Annotated in this window: 17 protein-coding genes; 6 read left to right on the plus strand and 11 right to left on the minus strand. The window is 43.4% G+C overall.

The window, feature by feature from the left end:
* Window positions 1-33: 33 nt before the first annotated feature.
* The 5 genes from luxQ to F0232_RS13020 form a co-directional block, all read right to left on the minus strand.
* Window positions 34-2,604, minus strand: coding sequence for a quorum-sensing autoinducer 2 sensor kinase/phosphatase LuxQ (gene luxQ / locus F0232_RS13000; protein ID WP_105057983.1), 2,571 nt, complete (start codon window positions 2,602-2,604; stop codon window positions 34-36).
* Window positions 2,604-3,698: an autoinducer 2-binding periplasmic protein LuxP gene (locus F0232_RS13005; protein WP_105057982.1), complete on the minus strand. Its 1,095-nt coding sequence runs from the start codon at window positions 3,696-3,698 to the stop codon at window positions 2,604-2,606. Before F0232_RS13005 ends, luxQ begins: the two co-directional genes overlap by 1 nt.
* A gap of 308 nt (window positions 3,699-4,006) precedes the next feature.
* The gene (locus F0232_RS13010; protein ID WP_061031249.1) at window positions 4,007-4,321 is read right to left on the minus strand and encodes a GIY-YIG nuclease family protein; all 315 of its coding nucleotides are present in this window, start codon (window positions 4,319-4,321) and stop codon (window positions 4,007-4,009) included.
* Window positions 4,322-4,978 carry a YceH family protein gene (locus F0232_RS13015; RefSeq protein WP_105057981.1) on the minus strand — a complete coding sequence of 219 codons (657 nt, stop codon included), beginning with the start codon at window positions 4,976-4,978 and terminating at the stop codon, window positions 4,322-4,324.
* Between the two features lie 56 nt (window positions 4,979-5,034).
* Window positions 5,035-5,235 carry a hypothetical protein gene (locus F0232_RS13020; protein ID WP_008217256.1) on the minus strand — a complete coding sequence of 67 codons (201 nt, stop codon included), beginning with the start codon at window positions 5,233-5,235 and terminating at the stop codon, window positions 5,035-5,037.
* A 195-nt stretch (window positions 5,236-5,430) separates the two neighbouring features.
* Between F0232_RS13020 and F0232_RS13025 the strand changes: the two genes are divergently transcribed.
* The 3 genes from F0232_RS13025 to F0232_RS13035 all read left to right on the plus strand — a co-directional run bounded on the left by F0232_RS13025 (window position 5,431) and on the right by F0232_RS13035 (window position 6,914).
* Entirely contained in the window at window positions 5,431-5,745 is a 315-nt protein-coding gene (locus tag F0232_RS13025; RefSeq protein ID WP_004742367.1) for a DUF496 family protein, read from the plus strand.
* Between the two features lie 140 nt (window positions 5,746-5,885).
* Entirely contained in the window at window positions 5,886-6,512 is a 627-nt protein-coding gene (locus tag F0232_RS13030) for a D-Ala-D-Ala carboxypeptidase family metallohydrolase (RefSeq protein WP_105057980.1), read from the plus strand.
* A 165-nt stretch (window positions 6,513-6,677) separates the two neighbouring features.
* Entirely contained in the window at window positions 6,678-6,914 is a 237-nt protein-coding gene (locus F0232_RS13035; protein ID WP_061031252.1) for a hypothetical protein, read from the plus strand.
* Between the two features lie 73 nt (window positions 6,915-6,987).
* Here F0232_RS13035 and F0232_RS13040 read toward each other — a convergent pair whose 3' ends face one another.
* Window positions 6,988-9,552 carry an ATP-binding protein gene (locus F0232_RS13040; protein ID WP_061031253.1) on the minus strand — a complete coding sequence of 855 codons (2,565 nt, stop codon included), beginning with the start codon at window positions 9,550-9,552 and terminating at the stop codon, window positions 6,988-6,990.
* Between the two features lie 849 nt (window positions 9,553-10,401).
* On the opposite strand from F0232_RS13040, the gene F0232_RS13045 reads away from it, so the two are divergent.
* Window positions 10,402-11,838 carry a glyceraldehyde-3-phosphate dehydrogenase gene (locus tag F0232_RS13045; protein WP_061031254.1) on the plus strand — a complete coding sequence of 479 codons (1,437 nt, stop codon included), beginning with the start codon at window positions 10,402-10,404 and terminating at the stop codon, window positions 11,836-11,838.
* 196 nt (window positions 11,839-12,034) lie between these two features.
* Here the strand turns inward: F0232_RS13045 and F0232_RS13050 are convergent, their stop codons facing one another.
* Complete coding sequence (locus F0232_RS13050) at window positions 12,035-13,090, minus strand: hybrid-cluster NAD(P)-dependent oxidoreductase (RefSeq protein WP_061031255.1); 1,056 nt, start codon at window positions 13,088-13,090, stop codon at window positions 12,035-12,037.
* A 101-nt stretch (window positions 13,091-13,191) separates the two neighbouring features.
* Entirely contained in the window at window positions 13,192-14,853 is a 1,662-nt protein-coding gene (hcp, locus tag F0232_RS13055) for a hydroxylamine reductase (RefSeq protein WP_061031256.1), read from the minus strand.
* A gap of 273 nt (window positions 14,854-15,126) precedes the next feature.
* Here hcp and F0232_RS13060 point away from each other — a divergent pair, with 273 nt between their 5' ends.
* Together F0232_RS13060 and F0232_RS13065 are read left to right on the plus strand one after the other, a co-directional pair.
* Window positions 15,127-15,357 carry a hypothetical protein gene (locus F0232_RS13060; RefSeq protein ID WP_017630489.1) on the plus strand — a complete coding sequence of 77 codons (231 nt, stop codon included), beginning with the start codon at window positions 15,127-15,129 and terminating at the stop codon, window positions 15,355-15,357.
* Between the two features lie 47 nt (window positions 15,358-15,404).
* Window positions 15,405-16,568, plus strand: a complete 1,164-nt coding sequence (locus F0232_RS13065) for a carboxylesterase (RefSeq protein WP_105057979.1) — start codon at window positions 15,405-15,407, stop codon at window positions 16,566-16,568.
* Between the two features lie 93 nt (window positions 16,569-16,661).
* On the opposite strand, the gene F0232_RS13070 is transcribed toward F0232_RS13065, so the two are convergent.
* From F0232_RS13070 to F0232_RS13080, 3 genes are all read right to left on the minus strand, one after another.
* Window positions 16,662-17,276 carry a LysE family translocator gene (locus F0232_RS13070; RefSeq protein WP_102424705.1) on the minus strand — a complete coding sequence of 205 codons (615 nt, stop codon included), beginning with the start codon at window positions 17,274-17,276 and terminating at the stop codon, window positions 16,662-16,664.
* Window positions 17,277-17,389: 113 nt separating this feature from the next.
* The gene (locus F0232_RS13075; RefSeq protein WP_105057978.1) at window positions 17,390-18,310 is read right to left on the minus strand and encodes a LysR family transcriptional regulator; all 921 of its coding nucleotides are present in this window, start codon (window positions 18,308-18,310) and stop codon (window positions 17,390-17,392) included.
* Window positions 18,304-18,765, minus strand: a complete 462-nt coding sequence (locus tag F0232_RS13080) for an Lrp/AsnC family transcriptional regulator (protein WP_061031344.1) — start codon at window positions 18,763-18,765, stop codon at window positions 18,304-18,306. Before F0232_RS13080 ends, F0232_RS13075 begins: the two co-directional genes overlap by 7 nt.
* Window positions 18,766-18,893 lie beyond the last annotated feature (128 nt).

Below are 18,893 nucleotides of genomic sequence, written 5' to 3' on the forward strand. Positions count from 1 at the left end.
GCACAATCTTGCATTCAAAGAGTTAAAGAAAAACTAGAGTCTGTTTTGATCCCAGTATGATTTTTTGAAATGAACAAAAGCTTGATGCAACGACTCTTCTTTAATCGGTTTAACAATCACATAGTTGGCACCTGCAGCCATAAAACTATCCCTTGTCGATTCTTGAGCATCTGCAGTACACGCATAAATCGGGGCTAATACACCGATTTCCTCTCGCAACTGTTGTGTCGTTTCAACGCCGCCAAGGTTAGGAAGTTGATTATCCATTAGAATGAGGTCATAAGTGTTTGCTTTTGCGAGCTCTATGGCCTCCAGACCATCTTTCGCCCAGGTCACCACCATGCCATATTTTTTACAAAAAGCCTGTGCGATGAAAGCATTGGTGTGGTTATCTTCCACCAGCAACACCTTCAAAGAGCGATCGAATAGCGCCTCAGGTTCAATACCTGTTTGCTGCTTAACATCAATTAGCGGCTTAGAGTGCAGTTCAACTGGGATTTCGATGATGAATTCCGAGCCTTGATCTTTAGCACTGCGAACCTGAATATCGCCTTCCAGCATGTCGACCAAGTTTTTAACAATGGTTAACCCTAACCCAGTCCCGCCGTACTCCCGTGTTGTCGTTTCTTCGGCTTGGACAAAGGGTTCAAAAACGGCATCAATTTTACTCCCATCAATACCAATGCCGGTGTCTTTCACGCGAACGATCAAGCTGGCTTTATTCGTATTGAAGATACTTTCAAGTTCGAAGCTAACGGAGATACCACCTTGATGCGTAAACTTAAGGGCGTTACTCAACAAATTAAACATAATTTGGTTCAAACGCACTTGGTCGGTATTGATTTCAATGTCATCAACAAGGTGATTAACGATAGAAAACGTGACCGATTTATCCTCACAAAGGGGGCGATAAATACTGTCTAAAGTGTTAATCAACTCCCCTAAGCGGAAGTCTTTCTTCTGAATATTAAACTGCCCCTGCTCGATCTTTGAAAAGTCCAAGATATCGTTCAACACCGCTAGCAGGTGCTCCGCACTGTTACAAAGTACATCAACTTGCTCTCGGTTATCTTCACTGTGCACAGAACGCTTGAGCAGTTGAGAAACGCCTAATATACCGTTAAGTGGTGTACGAATTTCGTGGCTCATCTTTGCTAAGAAATCAGCACGAACGTTCGCAAGATGCTCTGCCTCTTCTCTGGCACGATCGGCTTGTCTCTCCGCTTCAACCAACTTGGTTATGTCTTGTCCTTGTACTACGACGCCTGTGATGCCATGTTCAACCCGAATCGCCGACATATTCCAACGGAACACCTTTTCGCCAATCGGTACGTTAATACCCGTCAACTTGGCCCCTTGAACCACCATTTGTATGTTTGGCAGCATGCGGTGTTCGAACTCATGTGCGACGGCACCATAATTATCATCTTCATCAAACAGCGCCATACGCGCTGCTGGATTCATTTGAATCAAGTCTCCTTTTTCAGACCAAACCAAAATGGGAGAATGAGCAAAGTTAAACAGGTCTTGGAATTTTTGGTTTTGTTCAGATAGACGTTCAAAGGTATCCTCAAGCGTACAGCCTATGTGGTGAAACTCGAAAATATTAGAGCCATCAAATTTGTTGTACTCTTCGCTATCACTGGCTGAGCGAGTGAAGTCCATGAGCTTATCAAGTTCAGCAGAAACTCTTCTCTGAATCCAAGAACGGGCAAAGAAAGACATGAAAACGATCACAACAATGACAACGATGATCGCACGCTCATAGTTTTCTTCTAAGGCGATGAAGTTACTGTTCTTTTGAACGGCACGAATGACAAGAGGCGTTTCTACCGCGTTGATTTTAATCGTGGTGATAGTGACAAAATGACGAGGTAATTGCTCGTAGATTCTGTAATTGAGGATGTCTGTTATCGAGTAACTTTCATCACCACTGAAGGTTGAAGTGACAGGCGTACCGTGCGCTTCAATCACGATATTTTCGCAGTTACTGCCCTGCTGGATAGACTCTGCGAGAGAAAAATTATTATCAAGGACAATGGCAATATACAGCTGTCCGAGTACTTCGCCCGTTTTACTGTCAACAATAGGAGTACGACGAGCTAGCAAGTGACGCTTACCTATATCCGTCATCAGTTGAATAAAGTGCCAATTGCTACTGAACGAAACCTCTTCAGAAATATGCTTCAGGCTTTTGTCATCCAAGCCATAAAACTGACCGTTACCGTCCTCCCACGCTAAGCCGTCATGAGTAGAGACAAAGCGAAGATCTGGCGCATGTTCCGGTTCACGCTGGTCGACACCAAAGAAAAAGTAGCTAAGTACCTCTTCGTCATTGGTCTTAAAATACTCACGTAGCGTATCACTGTGCGAGCTACTATCCTGGTGAATTTGCAACACAGACAAACGGTAATCAAACATATTCTGGATCAAGCTAGAAGTTTGCTTAACCGTTCTATTGGTCTCTTGTTTTACAATACTACTACTGGTCTCGTAGTTATGAATAAGCACGCCAAGCGCCATCACCCCGATCACTAAAATAATGATACGTGTAATTAATTTGGCTAGGGTGTTCCTTGGAGTATTGGCGTAGCTTTTCTTCATTATTGACCTGAGTATCTAAATGCTCGCTGTTTGAGTTCAGAAATACGTTCTGGTGAGTCTTCCTTGGTCACCACTTCAAAATCACCTGAGTAAACTGTAGGAACTTTTTGCCCTGCAAGGTCCCACTTAATCGCCTCTGCCATTGCAATGCCTGTGTCATCGTTCATACGCATAACCGTCACATCAAGGTCACCTCTAGCAATGGCTTCAAGCTCAGCAGATCCGCCGCCCCAACCATTCACTAGGATATCTCGACCAGACTCACGAATGGCATCTGCAGCGCCGAGAGCGACATCAGTTGCACAGGCATAAATAAAGTCTAGGTCTTTATCGTTCTCAATGCTGATTTTAGCGGCTTGATAACCACTCTCTTTATCTGACTTGGTGTAAAACGACGACTTTAACGCAAAGTTTGTATCGCTATTCACATCATGGATAAACGTATCACCTCGCGCATCGCTGATATAGCCTTCTGAGCGGTAGAGAACCGAGTATTTGCTTCCTGGCTTGCTCGCAGTTTTAAAGTAATCCGCTAACTTCAAACTGCCGGTAGCATGGTCAAAACCCACATACATAAACGGTTGTCTGTCAGCCCATGCACGAACAGGTGTCGTAATGTTCTGTAGAATCAACTTAGTCTCTGTTGAGGTCAATACATGTTCGATAAACTTGCGGTGACGCGTGGTATCCAGTGTGAAGATTAAGTAATCCGTCTTGTTTTCAATGGCTTCTTGCAACGAGATGCTCTGCTGAGTGAGATCCGCATTCACTCGCGTAAACACTTGGTTAATCTGGTAGTTTATTCTCAACTTGTCGAGTCGCTTTTCAAAGGCTTGAATATTACGAACCCAGTAATCAGAGATCTGTTGCCCAGGATAAACGACGGAAATAGTGATGGGCTCGTCTTGCGCTTTCGCGAGCGGGACTGGGTGTTTTTTTACGGCCTCGACCATCTTATCGGTTAAGGTTTTTTGTTCTGGGAAGTTAGAAAGATATTCTTGGTACTCCCAATATCCATTAAGGACATGAGTACCATGGGAGAGAGCGGACGCAGAAAATACGGCAAGTCCAAACAACATCAGTAAACGTTTCATATTTTTCTCGTTTTATATGAGCTACTTTGGCTCATTTTTTAACCTAGCATGACACCACCTCTTTGGATGGCTGAAAGATATTATGTAGGACAACGAGGATAAATGATAGCGGCTAAAACTAATTAGAATGACATTCTAAATGACTAATGTGTCAAATGAGATTAATGATTGGAAGATTAGAACATCAAGCGCGTAGATACACATCATTGATTTTATATTTTCAATCTAAAAATCAGACATTTAGTGAAATTTAGCGTCGAGCTTTCACTTATTAAGATTTAATCAATAACGACAATTTTAGGTATGAATTATGAGACTTCGTTATATTGAATACTGCCATCTTGCCACTCAATCATCAGCTTGAGTGATACCAAACTTTCTTTACGCAGTTTGGGTAATTGTTTGATCGCGTATTCAGTTTTTAGTGCCTCACTTTTTGACTGTACGTTCATACTCCAAACTAGCTTTAGCGGCCCCTTACCTTTTAGGGCTTTAGCTCCTTTACCAGTTTGATGCTGTTCGAATCGGCGTTGTAGATTATTAGTGACACCACAATACAAAGCGTTATGACGATTGCGGATCAGGTACACCACCCAATCCGCGTTTTTTTCAGATTCAGACATTTATAGCAGAGATTCAACCAGAGCTTTCAACTCGGCGACTTCAGCTCTTAGACTTGCGACTTCAGACTCTAGCTCTTCCAGCTTCTCATTCGATGCAGCCGGTACAGCAACACTTGCAGGCGCCGTCGCAAACGCTTCTACATCTACTTCACCACTCAGTAAATGCTGGTAACGTGACTCACGCTTGCCAGCTTCACGAGGCAATTTAACCACAAGAGCGCCAGCTTCACGTGTCGCTAGTTTCTCAAGTGTTGCTTCCACCTCTTTCACATCACTGAAGTTCGCCAAACGCCCCGTTCGTGTGCGTAATTCGCCCGGGGTCTGTGCACCACGCAATAACATGCAGCAGATGATAGCGCGTTCTTGTTCTGTAAATTGCAGGTCACCAAACTCGGTATTGCAGAAACGATGCTGATATTTATTCACACGGCTATTGAAGCTGCTTTCGTCACTCACCATGCGACGGGCAATCAAACCGTCAACGGCATCTAATACTTCTGATTCAGACAGCGAGAGAACAGGTTCACGGTTACTTTTCTGGTTACAAGCCGTAGTTAAGCTGTTTAATGTCAGCGGGTAGTGATCAGGAGTCGTGACTTCTTTCTCGATCAAACAGCCAATGATTCTCGCTTCAATTGGGGAAAGTACTGTGTTCATCGTTATTCCTTTTTATTATTTTGGTGATTTCGTCTCAGCGCCTATTTATGCAACGTTTAGTGCTCAGATAAAATTGGTACTCGCTTCTTTCTACCCTGCTCATCAATCATTATGATCTTAGAACGGTTTAGCTCTATTTCCACGACTTCCAAATAAGTACGCTCTTTTACATACGCATCACGAAGCTTGTTTTGCTCTGCTGAAGATTCAGTCACTTTATCGCCCGAATCTTCGATTTCCAATTGTTGTTGATTCATTTCACATTTCGTATCAATGCAGTATCTACATGGGATACTAACTTGATCGGTAAGATAAAAACAATCACACATTGGCGAGAGTGACGAATAATTAAACAACCTTACTTTTGCTTTGATCTAAAGACTGTTACATCATCAATTGATGTGCTTTAATCAGAACCAGACAACGTATTTGACGAATAGGAAAAGGAATCTATGAGCAGCGTATTTGAAATTGTTAACCAAGCACGACGTAAGAACAAACTTAAGCGTGAACTTCTAGACAACGAAAAGAAAGTTCGTGACAACCGCAAGCGTGTTGACCTTCTTGATAACCTACTTGATTACATCAAGCCAGAGATGACTCACGACGAGATCCTAGGCATTATCAAAAACATGAAAGCTGACTACGAAGACCGTGTTGATGACCACATCATTAAGAGCGCAGAGATTTCTAAAGCGCGTCGCGACATCAGCCGCCGTATCCGTGAACTAACTGAAGAAGACAAGCAAATTCAAGGTAAGAAGTAATCTTATTAAATTGAATGAATTGTTAAGTAACCCACTCATTGTAGTGGGTTTTTTTGTACATAATTTCCAGTGTCTATACTTAAGCTTACGCATTTATTGAATCAAGTATCACTAGCCAACGTAAGCAATGGAGTCACCATATGTACTCAATCATTCTGATTACCTTAGCGCTATCAAGCACTCAACCCTATCCTGAAGAATTCGAAAGACTGTATACCGAAGAGACCGAAATCACTTACGATGATCTCGTGGTCGACGTTCATGGCTACAAGGTTCCGACTCGCTCGGCCTTTCGAGGCTGGATGCTACTTAATCACGCAGAAGACAAAGTAAGAGAGATTGGACAGCAGCTCAAAGATGCTGGAATCACCCAAAGCATGCCTTTGCATCTGGTACTGCTACAAGGAACAGATTGGGCGATGAGCAACACCACCTTGTTTACGCTTCCGGATAAGAAAAACGTGCCGAATATGATCAATACATTGAAATATATTCAGCAATACATTGAACCTGAAATCGGTGTTGTTATACCTGTGTCCGGTGAACGAACCCAAATCTATAACCAACAAGCTGGCGGTGCACTACGAAGTAAACACTTAGAATTCTGCGCCTTGGACCTAGTCCCAGCGAATGACATTACTCGAGAACAACTGCACGTAAAACTCAAAAAAATTCATGCTGAGTTTGGGCAGAAAAATAACGTTGGTCTGGGTTTGTATTCTGGTGTTCGTTTCCATATTGATACTTGTGGTTTTAGACAATGGTAAAAATACACTTAAAAGTCAAAAAGACACATAAATTGCAAGTGTCTTTTTGACTACAAAAGAGAAAAACCTAAAGCTAAAACACTGATAATCAAGAATTTTAAGTCTTGGAACACTAATTGCTAATAGTTAAATATCAAAACAACTATTAGTAACTAGGAATTCAATATGAAGACGATGACTCAACGCTTTCAAACTCTACTTTCTGTATCTAACTTCAGCCTAGCAATCACCACCTTGCTGATGCTACTCAGCATAATTATCGCTTACCCAATGGCGGACCATTTCTCATTACCGATTCAGATCGTTGCGCATATCAGCACTATCATTGTGGCGGCTTTCGTCAAAATCAGTTATGTCGGTCGATGCCTTGCGCAATACAACCTTGGAATGGAAGTGCGTTAAATATCGGTAGATTCGTTCTAAAACTCAAAGCAAAAAAGCTCAACGACTTGTTGAGCCTCGAGTGAGATATCCATTAAACAATATCAAGACTGCTAAACAGATCATAGAGTTGGTGAGATTTATAAGGTTTAGGTAAATAAGCATTCATGCCCGCATCAAAACAATCTTTGATGTCTTCTTCTAACACACTTGCAGTTAAAGCAATAATGGGTAGTGGTGTCGCTTGTTGTTCAAGCTCCCACTGCCGGATTGCTCTGGTCGCTGTTATCCCATCCATGACTGGCATCATGCAATCCATCAACACGGCATCAAATTGCGCGCCCTGAGTGATAACATCAACCGCCTCTTGCCCATTACTAGTAATTAGATATTCATAACCAGCTTGTTCAAGAAAGAAGCTCGCTATCTTCTGATTCATTAAATTATCTTCGACAATCAAGATACGTCGATTCAGAGGACGTACTTCTTCTTTTTCTGATTTGGCTTCAGGTACCAGTTCTTCATTCGCATCAAGAGACAATAGACTATTCAGGAAACGTCGCCCCAAGAATGGCAGTGTATGAGTTGAATGAACGGACTCTGTAATCAGATTGGTTTTGAATAAGTGGTGCTGACAAACAATCACACGGTCTAAAGGGTATTGTGTTTTCAAAGCTGCTAAATCACTCTGCAACGAGTGATGTAAGGTATGGCAATACAGGACGAAGTCGCTCCCTTTGATCTCTTCATCTAACGACGATACAGAGCCGACCACCTTGGGTTTTATGTTGAGACGCTCACACTCTTTGACTAATTGATCGAGATAGTTAAAAGAGTTGGAAATGATCGTCGCACGATTTAAATTCTCAAAGCTTTGAACTTGCGTCTCGACTACATCGACATATAGACAAAACGTAAAGGTAGAGCCTTCACCTTTTACTGAACGCGCAGTGATGTATCCACCCATTAAGTCGACAAGCTGCCTACAGATTGCTAACCCAAGCCCTGTACCACCAAACTGACGCGTGATACTGCCATCCTCTTGGGTAAAAGGCTCAAAGATGGATTCTAGTTTCTCTGGTTCAATACCGATGCCCGTATCCGAAACACTGCACTCGAGCTTACCTCTGCCCATCGACATTGGCGTATAAGCGATGTCCGTAGTAATGGTACCGTTGGAGGTAAACTTGATAGCATTCGACAATAAATTCGTCAGCACCTGCCTGACACGGTATTCATCGAAAAACAGCTGTGCTGGGGTCTGGGAGTCAATGTTTACATCAAGCTCAATATCTTTACTGATCGCCTTAGATAAAATCACGCTCACAGAGTCATAGACCGCTTCTCGTAAGTCAGCGTTATGGGGAGAGAGCATGAGATTACCTGACTCAATTTTGGACAAGTCGAGAATGTCATTCAACAGCACTAGTAATGAGTGCGATGACGACTCAATATCCCCAAGCACCTCTTGTTGGTTGGGACTCAGTTTGCTCTGAGACAGGATCTCCGCCATGCCAATAATCCCATTTAGTGGTGTGCGAATTTCATGGGACATATTGGCGAGAAACGCACTTTTCGCTTTATTCGCTGAAACCGCATCTTCTTTGGCTTCAACCAATTCTTGATTGTGCTGATAGTTACGTTCCATTACTCGATTTAACGTATCGGTAAACTCAACCAGCTCATCGTTGCCATCAATTTTGATCATCTTGGGCTTACCATCGCTATCAGCGCACTCAGATACCCCTTTTAAGATAAGTGATAGGTTTCGATTTAAGTGTATCGAAGTCATGGCGCCAAGCCACAACAACACGCCAGACACAACGAGAATCAGAAGGGAAATAACCAATGTTTGTCGCTTCTGTAGTGCGATGTTGTTTGTTAGCTCAAACTGCAACTGCTTAGTATAACTGCTAATCGCTTTGGAAATTGCTCGCTTTTTGATTTCCAAACTTTTGAGGTATTCGTATATTTCAGGTGATGAAAAATCGCCTTTGAGGATTCGAGATATAAATTTGGCTTGAAAATCATCTTTGGCGACCGCGTTTAGCAGTTGCCTAATTTCAGGTGAACGAGTATCAGAGCGGAAAAATGTATCAAGCAACTGTTGCTGCCTCTCTAGCGCACCTACATAACTCAATAAGTATTGATTTCTTAGCTCGGGCGAGCGATACAAACTGTAGCTTAACCACGCCTCTCGCTGAGTCCAAAACACGTAGTTAGAGAGGTGGATAAACATGGCTTCAGTTTGATCTATGTTTCCATCGACTAAAGCGATGTGAAATTCAGATAGCTCCATCAACACATCTTTCAACAAACGAAAAGCGCGCTCAGTCAATTGCTCATTTTCCGCGTTTTCCGGTGAGCTCGCCAAACTCATCAGCACCGTTTTCAACTCCATCAACTGAGATTCAATACTCCAATGGGAGTCAGATTGTTGCAGTTTTATTCCATACTGATTAAGCCGACCCAACTCGGATTGCAGCGTTAAAAGTAACTGGCCTTTATCAGGAGAGTCATTAGACAGCACCAACCATCGATAAGCATCACTTGAGATCGTATTAAAAGATTGAAGAGCTTCAACCTTAATGCGTGTGGTCTCAAGGTTATTCATCTTCTTGTCATTCTTTAACACTTGATTCACTGTAAACCCAAACATGATGAGTACAGAAACGGTGGAAAGAAAAATAAGACGCCATCTAATTGACATGTTTATCATTTTTATAACTACTCCCTTCCCGAAAGTAATTTTACCTAGCCCAGTTTAAGAATAGGACATTAACAGAAGGTTATTGATCAAATTGGATATGGACAAACGATACTCTGAGCCCAAAATAAGCAATAACATTGAACACAGTGAACAATAGACGTTTGAATGGAAGAAGTGTGAAAAGAGCTAAAACCAGCTAAATCGAGTTATTATCACTCGCATAACAAGTCCATGGAACTGGGCAGTCCACATCAAAAGTCAGTCAGTAACCGCCCAAGAGACCAACGAACTCAAAAATTCCGTTAAATTTGTGAGATCCAATCGTTTGCGTTCTGCGTTTTTTTCACTCAATCATGTCTTATTCAAAAGTCGAACAACAAAAACGGCGAATTAGCTCATCTATTGTTTACCAATCACGTGTAAGTTAAGCCCTTAATCACACTTTTAATGTTAACTATGACTTTCATTACATATGATATTTTGATTTGAGTGTTTTTTAGGGAAAATTAAGTGCTACAGATTATTAAAGTCAATAGCCATTCCATACGCGAAAAACTTGATTTATGGCTAATATCACGCCAGTTGATAGAGAATTTATCTGCATTTATTTTTCCTAGCAGAATAACCAGTCGTACCTTACAATCCTGCCACATAAAAATTACAAGTTACAAACAACGCATATCAAGCATATTTAAGTGGCATTAAAGACCACCGCCTGATAGCTCAACCCCTATGCTGATTGGCTTCCCTACAACTGCCATGACTGCAGAAACTTAACGTGAAAGGTCCCGAGTAAAGATGAGTCCCGAAAAGCACCTCCTAGACTGGCAAACTAGTCAAACTATTGCTGAATCCATCGCTCCAACTTTAGGTCAGTTATACCGTCAAAAAGGCGTAGAAGTTATCCTCTTCGGTAAGACCTTAGTTAACGCAACAACGATCGACATCATCAAAGCTCACCGCATCGCAAAACGCTACACTGGTTCACCGCTAACCGCAGAACAAACTCAACCAATTATCCAACATCTTCTATCAATGCGCCTTTCTCCATGCCGCGTTGATGTTGGTCGTCTAGCAGCTAAGTACTGGGAAAACCACGAAGATCTCAGCGCGATGGATGATTTCCTTCAAACGGCTCTAATGGGTTCATTAGAAGGCGAAGCGATGTCTACGCCACGCGACGTTGTGTTATACGGCTTCGGTCGTATCGGTCGTCTACTCACTCGTATTCTTGTAGAGAAAAGCGGTCCTGGTTACCCACTTCGTTTACGTGCAATCGTGGTTCGTGGCGGTAAAGATGGTGATTTAGAGAAACGCGCAAGCCTGCTACGTCGTGACTCAGTTCATGGCCAGTTCAACGGTAGCATCGTGGTAGACCAAGAGCGTAAAGCGATCATTGTTAACGGTAACTTCATCCAAGTTATCTACGCAAACAAGCCTGAAGACGTAGATTACACCGCTTACGGCATTGATAACGCACTGGTTGTTGATAACACAGGTGTGTGGCGTGACGCGGAAGGCCTAAGCCAACACGTAGCGTGTAACGGTGCAAGCAAAGTACTGCTTACTGCACCTGGCAAAGGCGACATTAAAAACGTTGTGTTTGGTGTGAATGAAGATGTGATTCAACCTGAAGACACGATCATTTCTGCAGCAAGCTGTACAACGAATGCGATTACACCTGTGCTGAAAGCCGTTCACGATAAGTTTGGTGTTCTATCTGGGCACATCGAAACAGTTCACTCATTCACCAATGACCAAAACCTAATTGATAACTTCCACTCAGGTGATCGTCGTGGTCGTGCTGCTTCATTGAACATGGTACTGACATCAACTGGTGCTGCAAAAGCAGTATCAAAAGCAATGCCAGAGATGGAAGGTAAGCTAACAGGTAATGCGATTCGTGTCCCTACGCCGAATGTTTCAATGGCAGTAGCAAACCTAAATCTTGAGAAAGGTACTAACAAAGACGAGCTAAACGCGTACCTACGCGAAATGGCGCTGTCTTCTGCCCTATCCGCTCAAATTGATTACACCGATTCAACTGAGATTGTATCTACTGACTTGGTTGGCTCTCGCCATCCTGGCGTCGTTGACGGTGTTGCAACTATCGCGCAAGACAACCGCGCTGTTCTTTACATCTGGTACGACAACGAGTTTGGCTACAGCTGCCAAGTTGTTCACTGTATGGAACAGATGATGGGTGTTCGCTACAAGACTTACCCAGCGGTTTAAACAACCTCGATCTTGTAACTAACTCAGCGCAACAAGCTCCACAACATAATAACTATATCTGCGAAGCCTGTTTCAGGCTTCGCAACCCCTTTTGTTTTACTCCCCCGTATAAACAGAAGGGTTGCCACTTAGATCTGCTCTCTCTAACGGATCTGAGTGGCCTTTTTATATCAAAAGTTCTGATACACCATCTCTTCTAAAGCTCTACCTCGACATCCGACTGAATCGAGCTTGAACATGCCAGTACATAACCTTGCTCTACCTCCTCTGCTGTCAGAGTTTCTTGGCTGCTTGATTCCACCGAACCTTTGGTCACTTTGCATTTGCAAGAGCCACAAATACCGCTGCGACACGCGATAATAATTGGCACACCCGCTTGCTCTAGTGAATCAGCAAGTGGCGTACCCACTTCTGCTTCCACTTCTTTGCCAAACGTTGGGACAAATACTTTAACTGCACTATTCTCATTGTCAGCGACTTCAGTTTGAGGCTCTTCTGAATGAGCGTTCTGAGTAGCCGGTGTAAAGCTTTCCTGATAGAAGTTATCCATGTTGAACTCAAGTTCTTTTAGATAGCTTTCTATGTCTTGCATGAAACCAACTGGGCCACACAGATAGACGGTGCGCTCTAAAATATCAGGGCTTAGACTGACCAGCCAATTCTTATCCAATCGACCTTGAGGAGCCGTGGTGCCTTGATTGTCTTTGAGTAATAGCTTGAGATTAAAATTAGAGTGAGTTTCATCAAGTTGGTGAAGCTCTTCAAAATAAATCGTCTCTCGCTTATTACGCGCCATATGGATGAAGTCAATCTCAACGCCGCTATCTTGACTCAGCCAATACTTCACCATCGCCATAACAGGCGTGATGCCACAACCTGCACTGACTAACGTTACCTTCTTGCTCTCAGTCGGCATGCAATCAATACAGTTAAAGCCACCAGCAGGTTTTAAAACAGCAACCTCATCGCCTTCATCAAGCTCATCGACAATAAAGTTAGACACCAAGCCACCTTCAACACGTTTAACCGTAAGCTTTAAGCGATTGTCCTCTGGACAAGAAGCCACCGAGTAAGCGCGATAATCGGTTTTTGTCGGCATATCCAAGCCCAACGTGATGAACTGGCCTGGCTTAAAATTGAAATGTAGGTCTTGTGGAATACTGCCAAGCTCGAAGCTGACCGTATCTGGCGTCTCGTGCCATTTCTTTAAGCATACTAAATTGATTGAATCGCTATCCGACCATGCATACATAGTTCACACACCTTACTGATACTAAAGAATTAAATCTAAAAAGCCCCGCAGCTGCACGTTCGAAGAGAACAGCAACAACGAGGCTTGGGAGTGGGCTTACATTAAGCCGCTAAGATTGTTTTAAGATCTTGCTCTGGCGTTGAGATAGCACGCATGTCGAACTCATCTTGAATAATCTTAAGTAGGTTTTCTGTTAGGAATGCTGGCGCTGTTGGGCCTGTGTAAATGCCTTTCACACCTAGCGCAAACAAAGTAAGCAGAATAACAATCGCTTTTTGCTCAAACCAAGATAGAACCAGCGTTAGTGGTAGTTCGTTAATGCCACAGTCAAACTCTTGAGACAGTGCAAGCGCAAGCTGAATCGCTGAGTACGCATCGTTACATTGACCCACATCTAACAGACGAGGAATGCCATTGATGTCACCAAACTGGTTTTTGTTGAAACGGAACTTACCACACGCCAAAGTTAGGATAACTGAGTCTTCTGGGGCTTGAGCAGTGAAGTCTGTGTAGTAGCTGCGCTCAGATTTGTCACCGTCACAACCGCCCACAAGGAAGAAGTGTTTGATGTTGCCTTCTTTCACTTGTTCAACAACCGCAGGTGCTGCTTCCATCAGTGCATTACGACCAAAGCCGACAGTGATCATTTGCTCGATCTCGTCATGCTTGAAGCCTTCTTGTGCAAGTGCACAATCGATTACTGCACTGAAATCGTCGCCTTCAAGGTGAGCAACACCTGGCCAGCCAACAATGCTACGTGTAAACAGACGGTCAGCATACGCCCCCACATCTGGGTTAAGCAGACAGTTAGACGTCATCACAATCGCACCAGGGAAGTTCGCGAACTCTTTCTGCTGGTTCTGCCAAGCGCTACCGTAGTTACCTGCAAGATGTGGGTACTTGTTCAATTCAGGGTAACCGTGTGCAGGAAGCATCTCACCGTTAGTGTAAACGTTGATGCCTTTGCCTTCGGTTTGCTGAAGGATCTTTTCTAGATCGTGAAGGTCGTGACCAGAGACAAGGATACAATGACCTTTCTTAGTCTTAACATTCACCGTTGTAGGCTGCGGGTGACCAAAGGTATCTGTCTCCCCCTTGTCCAACATTTCCATTACTTTGTAGTTCATCAAGCCGATCTGCATTGATGTATCCAATAGCTGTTTTAAGTCGGTTGGATCTGTACCTAGGAAAGCCATGATCTCATGATATTCAGCAAAGATAGCATTGTCTGTTTGACCAAGAACGCGAGCGTGTTCCATGTATGCTGCTGCACCTTTTAAGCCATATAGGCAAAGAAGACGAAGACCAATCACATCTTCGTGTTGAGAGTCGTGACCACGGTTAACCGCAGCTTGTGGTGCAAGCGCCAATAGCTCTGAAGAGTCCGTTGGAAGATCGAATTGCGCGGCAGGAGAAAGCGCTGGAATTTCGAAACCAATTAACGTCGCGGCTGCACGAACTTTCTGTTCTAAACGCTGTTTGAATTCGTGAGATTGCTGTGCAAATTCGATGATACGCGCAGGGTCGAAGTTAACGTTGGTCAATGTTGCGAAGAACGCTTTTGGTGCCCACTCGTCAATTTCAGTATCAATAACATCGCAAGTGCGACCTAAATTTGCCCAAAAAGAAACACCTTGAAGAGAATACACCAACACATCTTGAAGGTCGGATACTTCCGATGTTTTTCCACACATACCTTGTGCGAAAGAACAGCCTTTTACAGTGGGTGTTTGAATGGTTTGTTCACATTGAATACAGAACATATAGGGGCTCCAGTAATTTTTATTAGCTGTAAGTACTTGGCTTACAGTGACTTATTCCAAGCCCTATAGAGCATCAACTGTGCCAACTTTTAAATCATTGATTTTAAATAACTTATCTATATTCCATATTTTTAGTGCGTGTTTATGACTACATTTACACACCCAAAGTCAACACACCCGTGTCATAGTGACTCTTGGTAATTATTTAACGGCGTTCATGTTTCGTTCAGAATAGAAGCGATAAAGTAACAACATAGAAAAAGAGGAATGAATATGAAAAATATCTTAGTTACGATTGTTGCGCTGTTTACTGGCCTTTTAGCGCTATTCACAAGCTTGATCCTTGCTATTCCTTTAGCTATTGCAGCTTTAATTACTGGCAAGCGCATTCAAAATCAAATGAAGAAACAAGGCTTCGCAGCTCATATGAACACTCGTCAGTCATCAACAAGTGATGCAGGTGTGATTGAAGGTGAATACGAAGACCTTTCAAACAGAAAATAGTCTAAGCTTTTGCTTCAAGACAACAACGATAGAGACTACACCAAACAATGCACAGAAAGACCATTCTAACTCTGCTCGCTATTACGACTTTAGGTCTCGTTGGCTGCTCTAACGAGACCACAACTCCAGCTTACGAAGCTTCACCAAACCTACCTGAATATCAACAAAAAAGCTTCGATGCCTATGTGACCGAAACACAAGACTGGCTATTAAAAAACCGTGTGTTCATCACCGAAGACAAGCAACTAGAGGTCCAACTTAATTCACCCACCGAGTACCAACCTACCTCACCAAATGGTAAAGCGGTTTTGTTGGTTCATGGATTAGGCGACTCGCCGTATTCATTTAGAGACATTGCAGAACATTTAGCCGATCAAGGTTACTTGGTCAGAACCGTGTTGCTTCCCGGTCACGGTAGTCGCGCCGGTGATTTGATGCAACCACGCCTCAAAGACTGGCAAGGCGTTGTAGCTCATCATACTAAGTTGCTTGAGCAAGAGTACGATTCAGTGTGGCTTGGGGGTTACTCTACGGGAGCGAACCTTGTAACGTCACAAGCCATGAAAGATCCAAAGATCGAGGGGCTACTACTGTTCTCACCGGCGTTTCAACCCAATTCATCGGCCGTACAATACGCTGAGCTAGCGAGCTATTTCGTGACTTGGGCGGACCAAGATCCTGAAGACAACATACTGCGTTATAACTCACTGCCAATGAACGGAGCATCGGTATACTACGAGACCTCAGAAATCGTTCGTGCAGATTTAGAAGCTCAGCAATTCGACAAGCCAGTGTTCATTATGATGAGTGAAGGCGACAGTGTGATAGACACTAGCTTTGTTCAGCAGGCGTTAACTGAGTCTATGCCAAACCCAAATAATGTGTTGGTGTGGCAAGGGGAAACTAAGCTCGATGACCCTCGCGCCGTTCAATACAGCATGAAGATCCCAGAGCAACGTATCTCGAACGGCTCACACATGGGTTTACTATTCTCGCCAAGTAACCCGTATTACGGCATCAATGGCAGCGAGAAAATTTGCTCGAATGGACAAGAAGAGGGCTTCGAGGAGAAGTGCAACGCAAACAGCGAAGTATGGTACTCAGCATGGGGGTACCGTGAAGAAGGTAAGAATCACGCTCGTTTAACATATAACCCTTACTTTTCCGACTCGATGGCCAAACTAGATTCAGTGCTAAACTCGGCAGGTTAGCAGGGCCAACGCATAAAACCTAAAAAGCTCACTAGCGATTCGCTATGAGCTTTTTTAATACATCTCTTTTTATTGCGAGTCGGTTGTCTAACGCTATATGGTCCACACCACGCGCACAGCAAGCAAAATCAAAACGATACCTGAAAGTCGATCTATCAGCTGCGCTTTTGAACGGATTCGTTCGACAATGAGAGGGCTAGATAGCACCAAGGTAATGAAGGTGTACCAAAGACCATCAACAATCAGCGGAGTCGAAACAATAATCACTTGGTTAGTCAGCTCATTACCGAGCGCGACAAATTGGCTAAACAGAGCGATAAAGAACAGTGCAATCTTAGGGCTCAAGATAGAGATCAAGAAAGCTTCACGAGCAGACTGCATGTAACTCATCTGCTCACCAGCTTCTAATTTCGCAGCCACTCCACCTTTCGAACGCAGGGCATTTACCCCTAAGTACAACAGATAAGCTGCACCCGCCAAGCTAATACCTTTAAATAATGTTGGAGATTGCTCCAATACTACCGCCAAGCCTACGATGGTTGCGAACGCATAAATACCAATACCTGCAGCGTGTGACCAAGCAGCGATAAGCCCATTAATACGACCACCAGCCAAGCTGTGTTTAGCGATCATTGCTAAACTTGGCCCCGGAGACATTGCTCCCAGTAGGCAAATCGCCAATAAAGAAAACCAAATTGTTACCGTCATCATTCCATTCCTAGTCAAACCATGCGTTTTTGTTGAACGCTCTACCATTGATAGTTAGCATAATTATCACTTGGTATTATTTGAAATCAAAGATAATCATCATAGCTATGACTTCAAGTCATACTGATATTGTAACTCGACTTTTGCATTGCCTGGAACGCCTTTTCTCGAGCCCATTTATGTGCAGAGTCGTTGTCATACTTCGGGTGCCACATTAACCAATAGGTGTGCATTTCGGTTTCAAACGGCAATGGGAAGTACTTAACCTCAAGATGCCTACCTAGGTTATAGGCAATATGCTCAGGTACGATCATCAAATAATCGTCTTGCATTAACACGTTACTTGCCGATGAAAAGAACGGGACCTTAAACGCAACTCTGCGTTTTAACCCTTGCTTTTTCAATGCAATATCGGCGTAGCTGTCTTTATCCCCTCCCCCGGTAACCTTGATATGAGAGTAGTGGACAATATCTTCGGAACTTAACACCTCGTGGTGAGCCAATGGATGTGATTTGCGCATTAAACACACCGATTTGTCCTCTCCAAGCTTGATACTCGATACATGTTCCGGCTTTTTAGGAAACATGCTGGAAGCCAAGTGGATTCCCGATTCATTGAGTGATTCAAGGTAGCTTGGCTGCCACAAACGGTAGGCCAAATTGATATTCGGTGCGTCTGCTGATACCTCAGCAACAATCACTGGCAAAATATACTGAGCAACATAATCACTCGAAGACAATACAAACTCTCCCTGCCACTCCTGTGGTTCAAACGGTTTGTCATCTAGCAAGTGGTCAAACTCACCGAGTAGGTCATCGAGTTTATCTTTAAGCAAAATAGCTCGATTGGTTGGCACCAGCTTATTACCATCACGCACTAAAAGAGGGTCACCACATAAATCTCGTAGCTGGCTAAGTTGGCGGCTCACCGCGGATTGCGTGATATGCAGACGTTGGGCGGCGCGGCTCACATGACACTCTTCAAGAAGGACATGCAGTGAACGCAGTAGGTTTAAGTTGATATTGCCTAACATGAATGTACCGTCGGACTCAGCTTATTAAAAAACTCGGTCAACACGGTATGAGTCATTAAATGGCGAAGCTCTGGATAGCTTTGCAACTGATCGCGAACTTGATTTAGACGTTCCATACTCTCGACCTCGACGTACAGCATCATATCGGTCTCTCCACTAATTGAGTGGCACCATTGCACACCATCAATACCATGAATTTGGTTCGCGTAAGACTCGCAACTATGGTCACTGCTCGACAGGTCGAACTTCAACGAAATATAAGCGCATACGTTCTTAGTTTGGTTGGGCTCATCAACCAAAGCGCAGTATCCTTTGATGACTTTGTCACTTTCTAACTTCTTAATTCTCGCATTCACCGCCGAACGAGAAAGGCTCACTTCTCTCGCAATATCGCTCACTGAGCAACGAGCATTGGTTTTTAGGATATCCAAAATTTGGCGATCAAATTTATCCATGCTTTTGATTCTTCCCATTTATTGTTCTATTTATCACGCCTAATTTGACACAACTTTTGAACTTATAACAGTCGCTGTTTACGACAGCCGACACTTTGACAGTTAATCCAAGAAATACCGTTAAAATG

This window comes from Vibrio sp. T3Y01, from assembly GCF_013114525.1.
Lineage (GTDB): Bacteria > Pseudomonadota > Gammaproteobacteria > Enterobacterales > Vibrionaceae > Vibrio > Vibrio chagasii_B.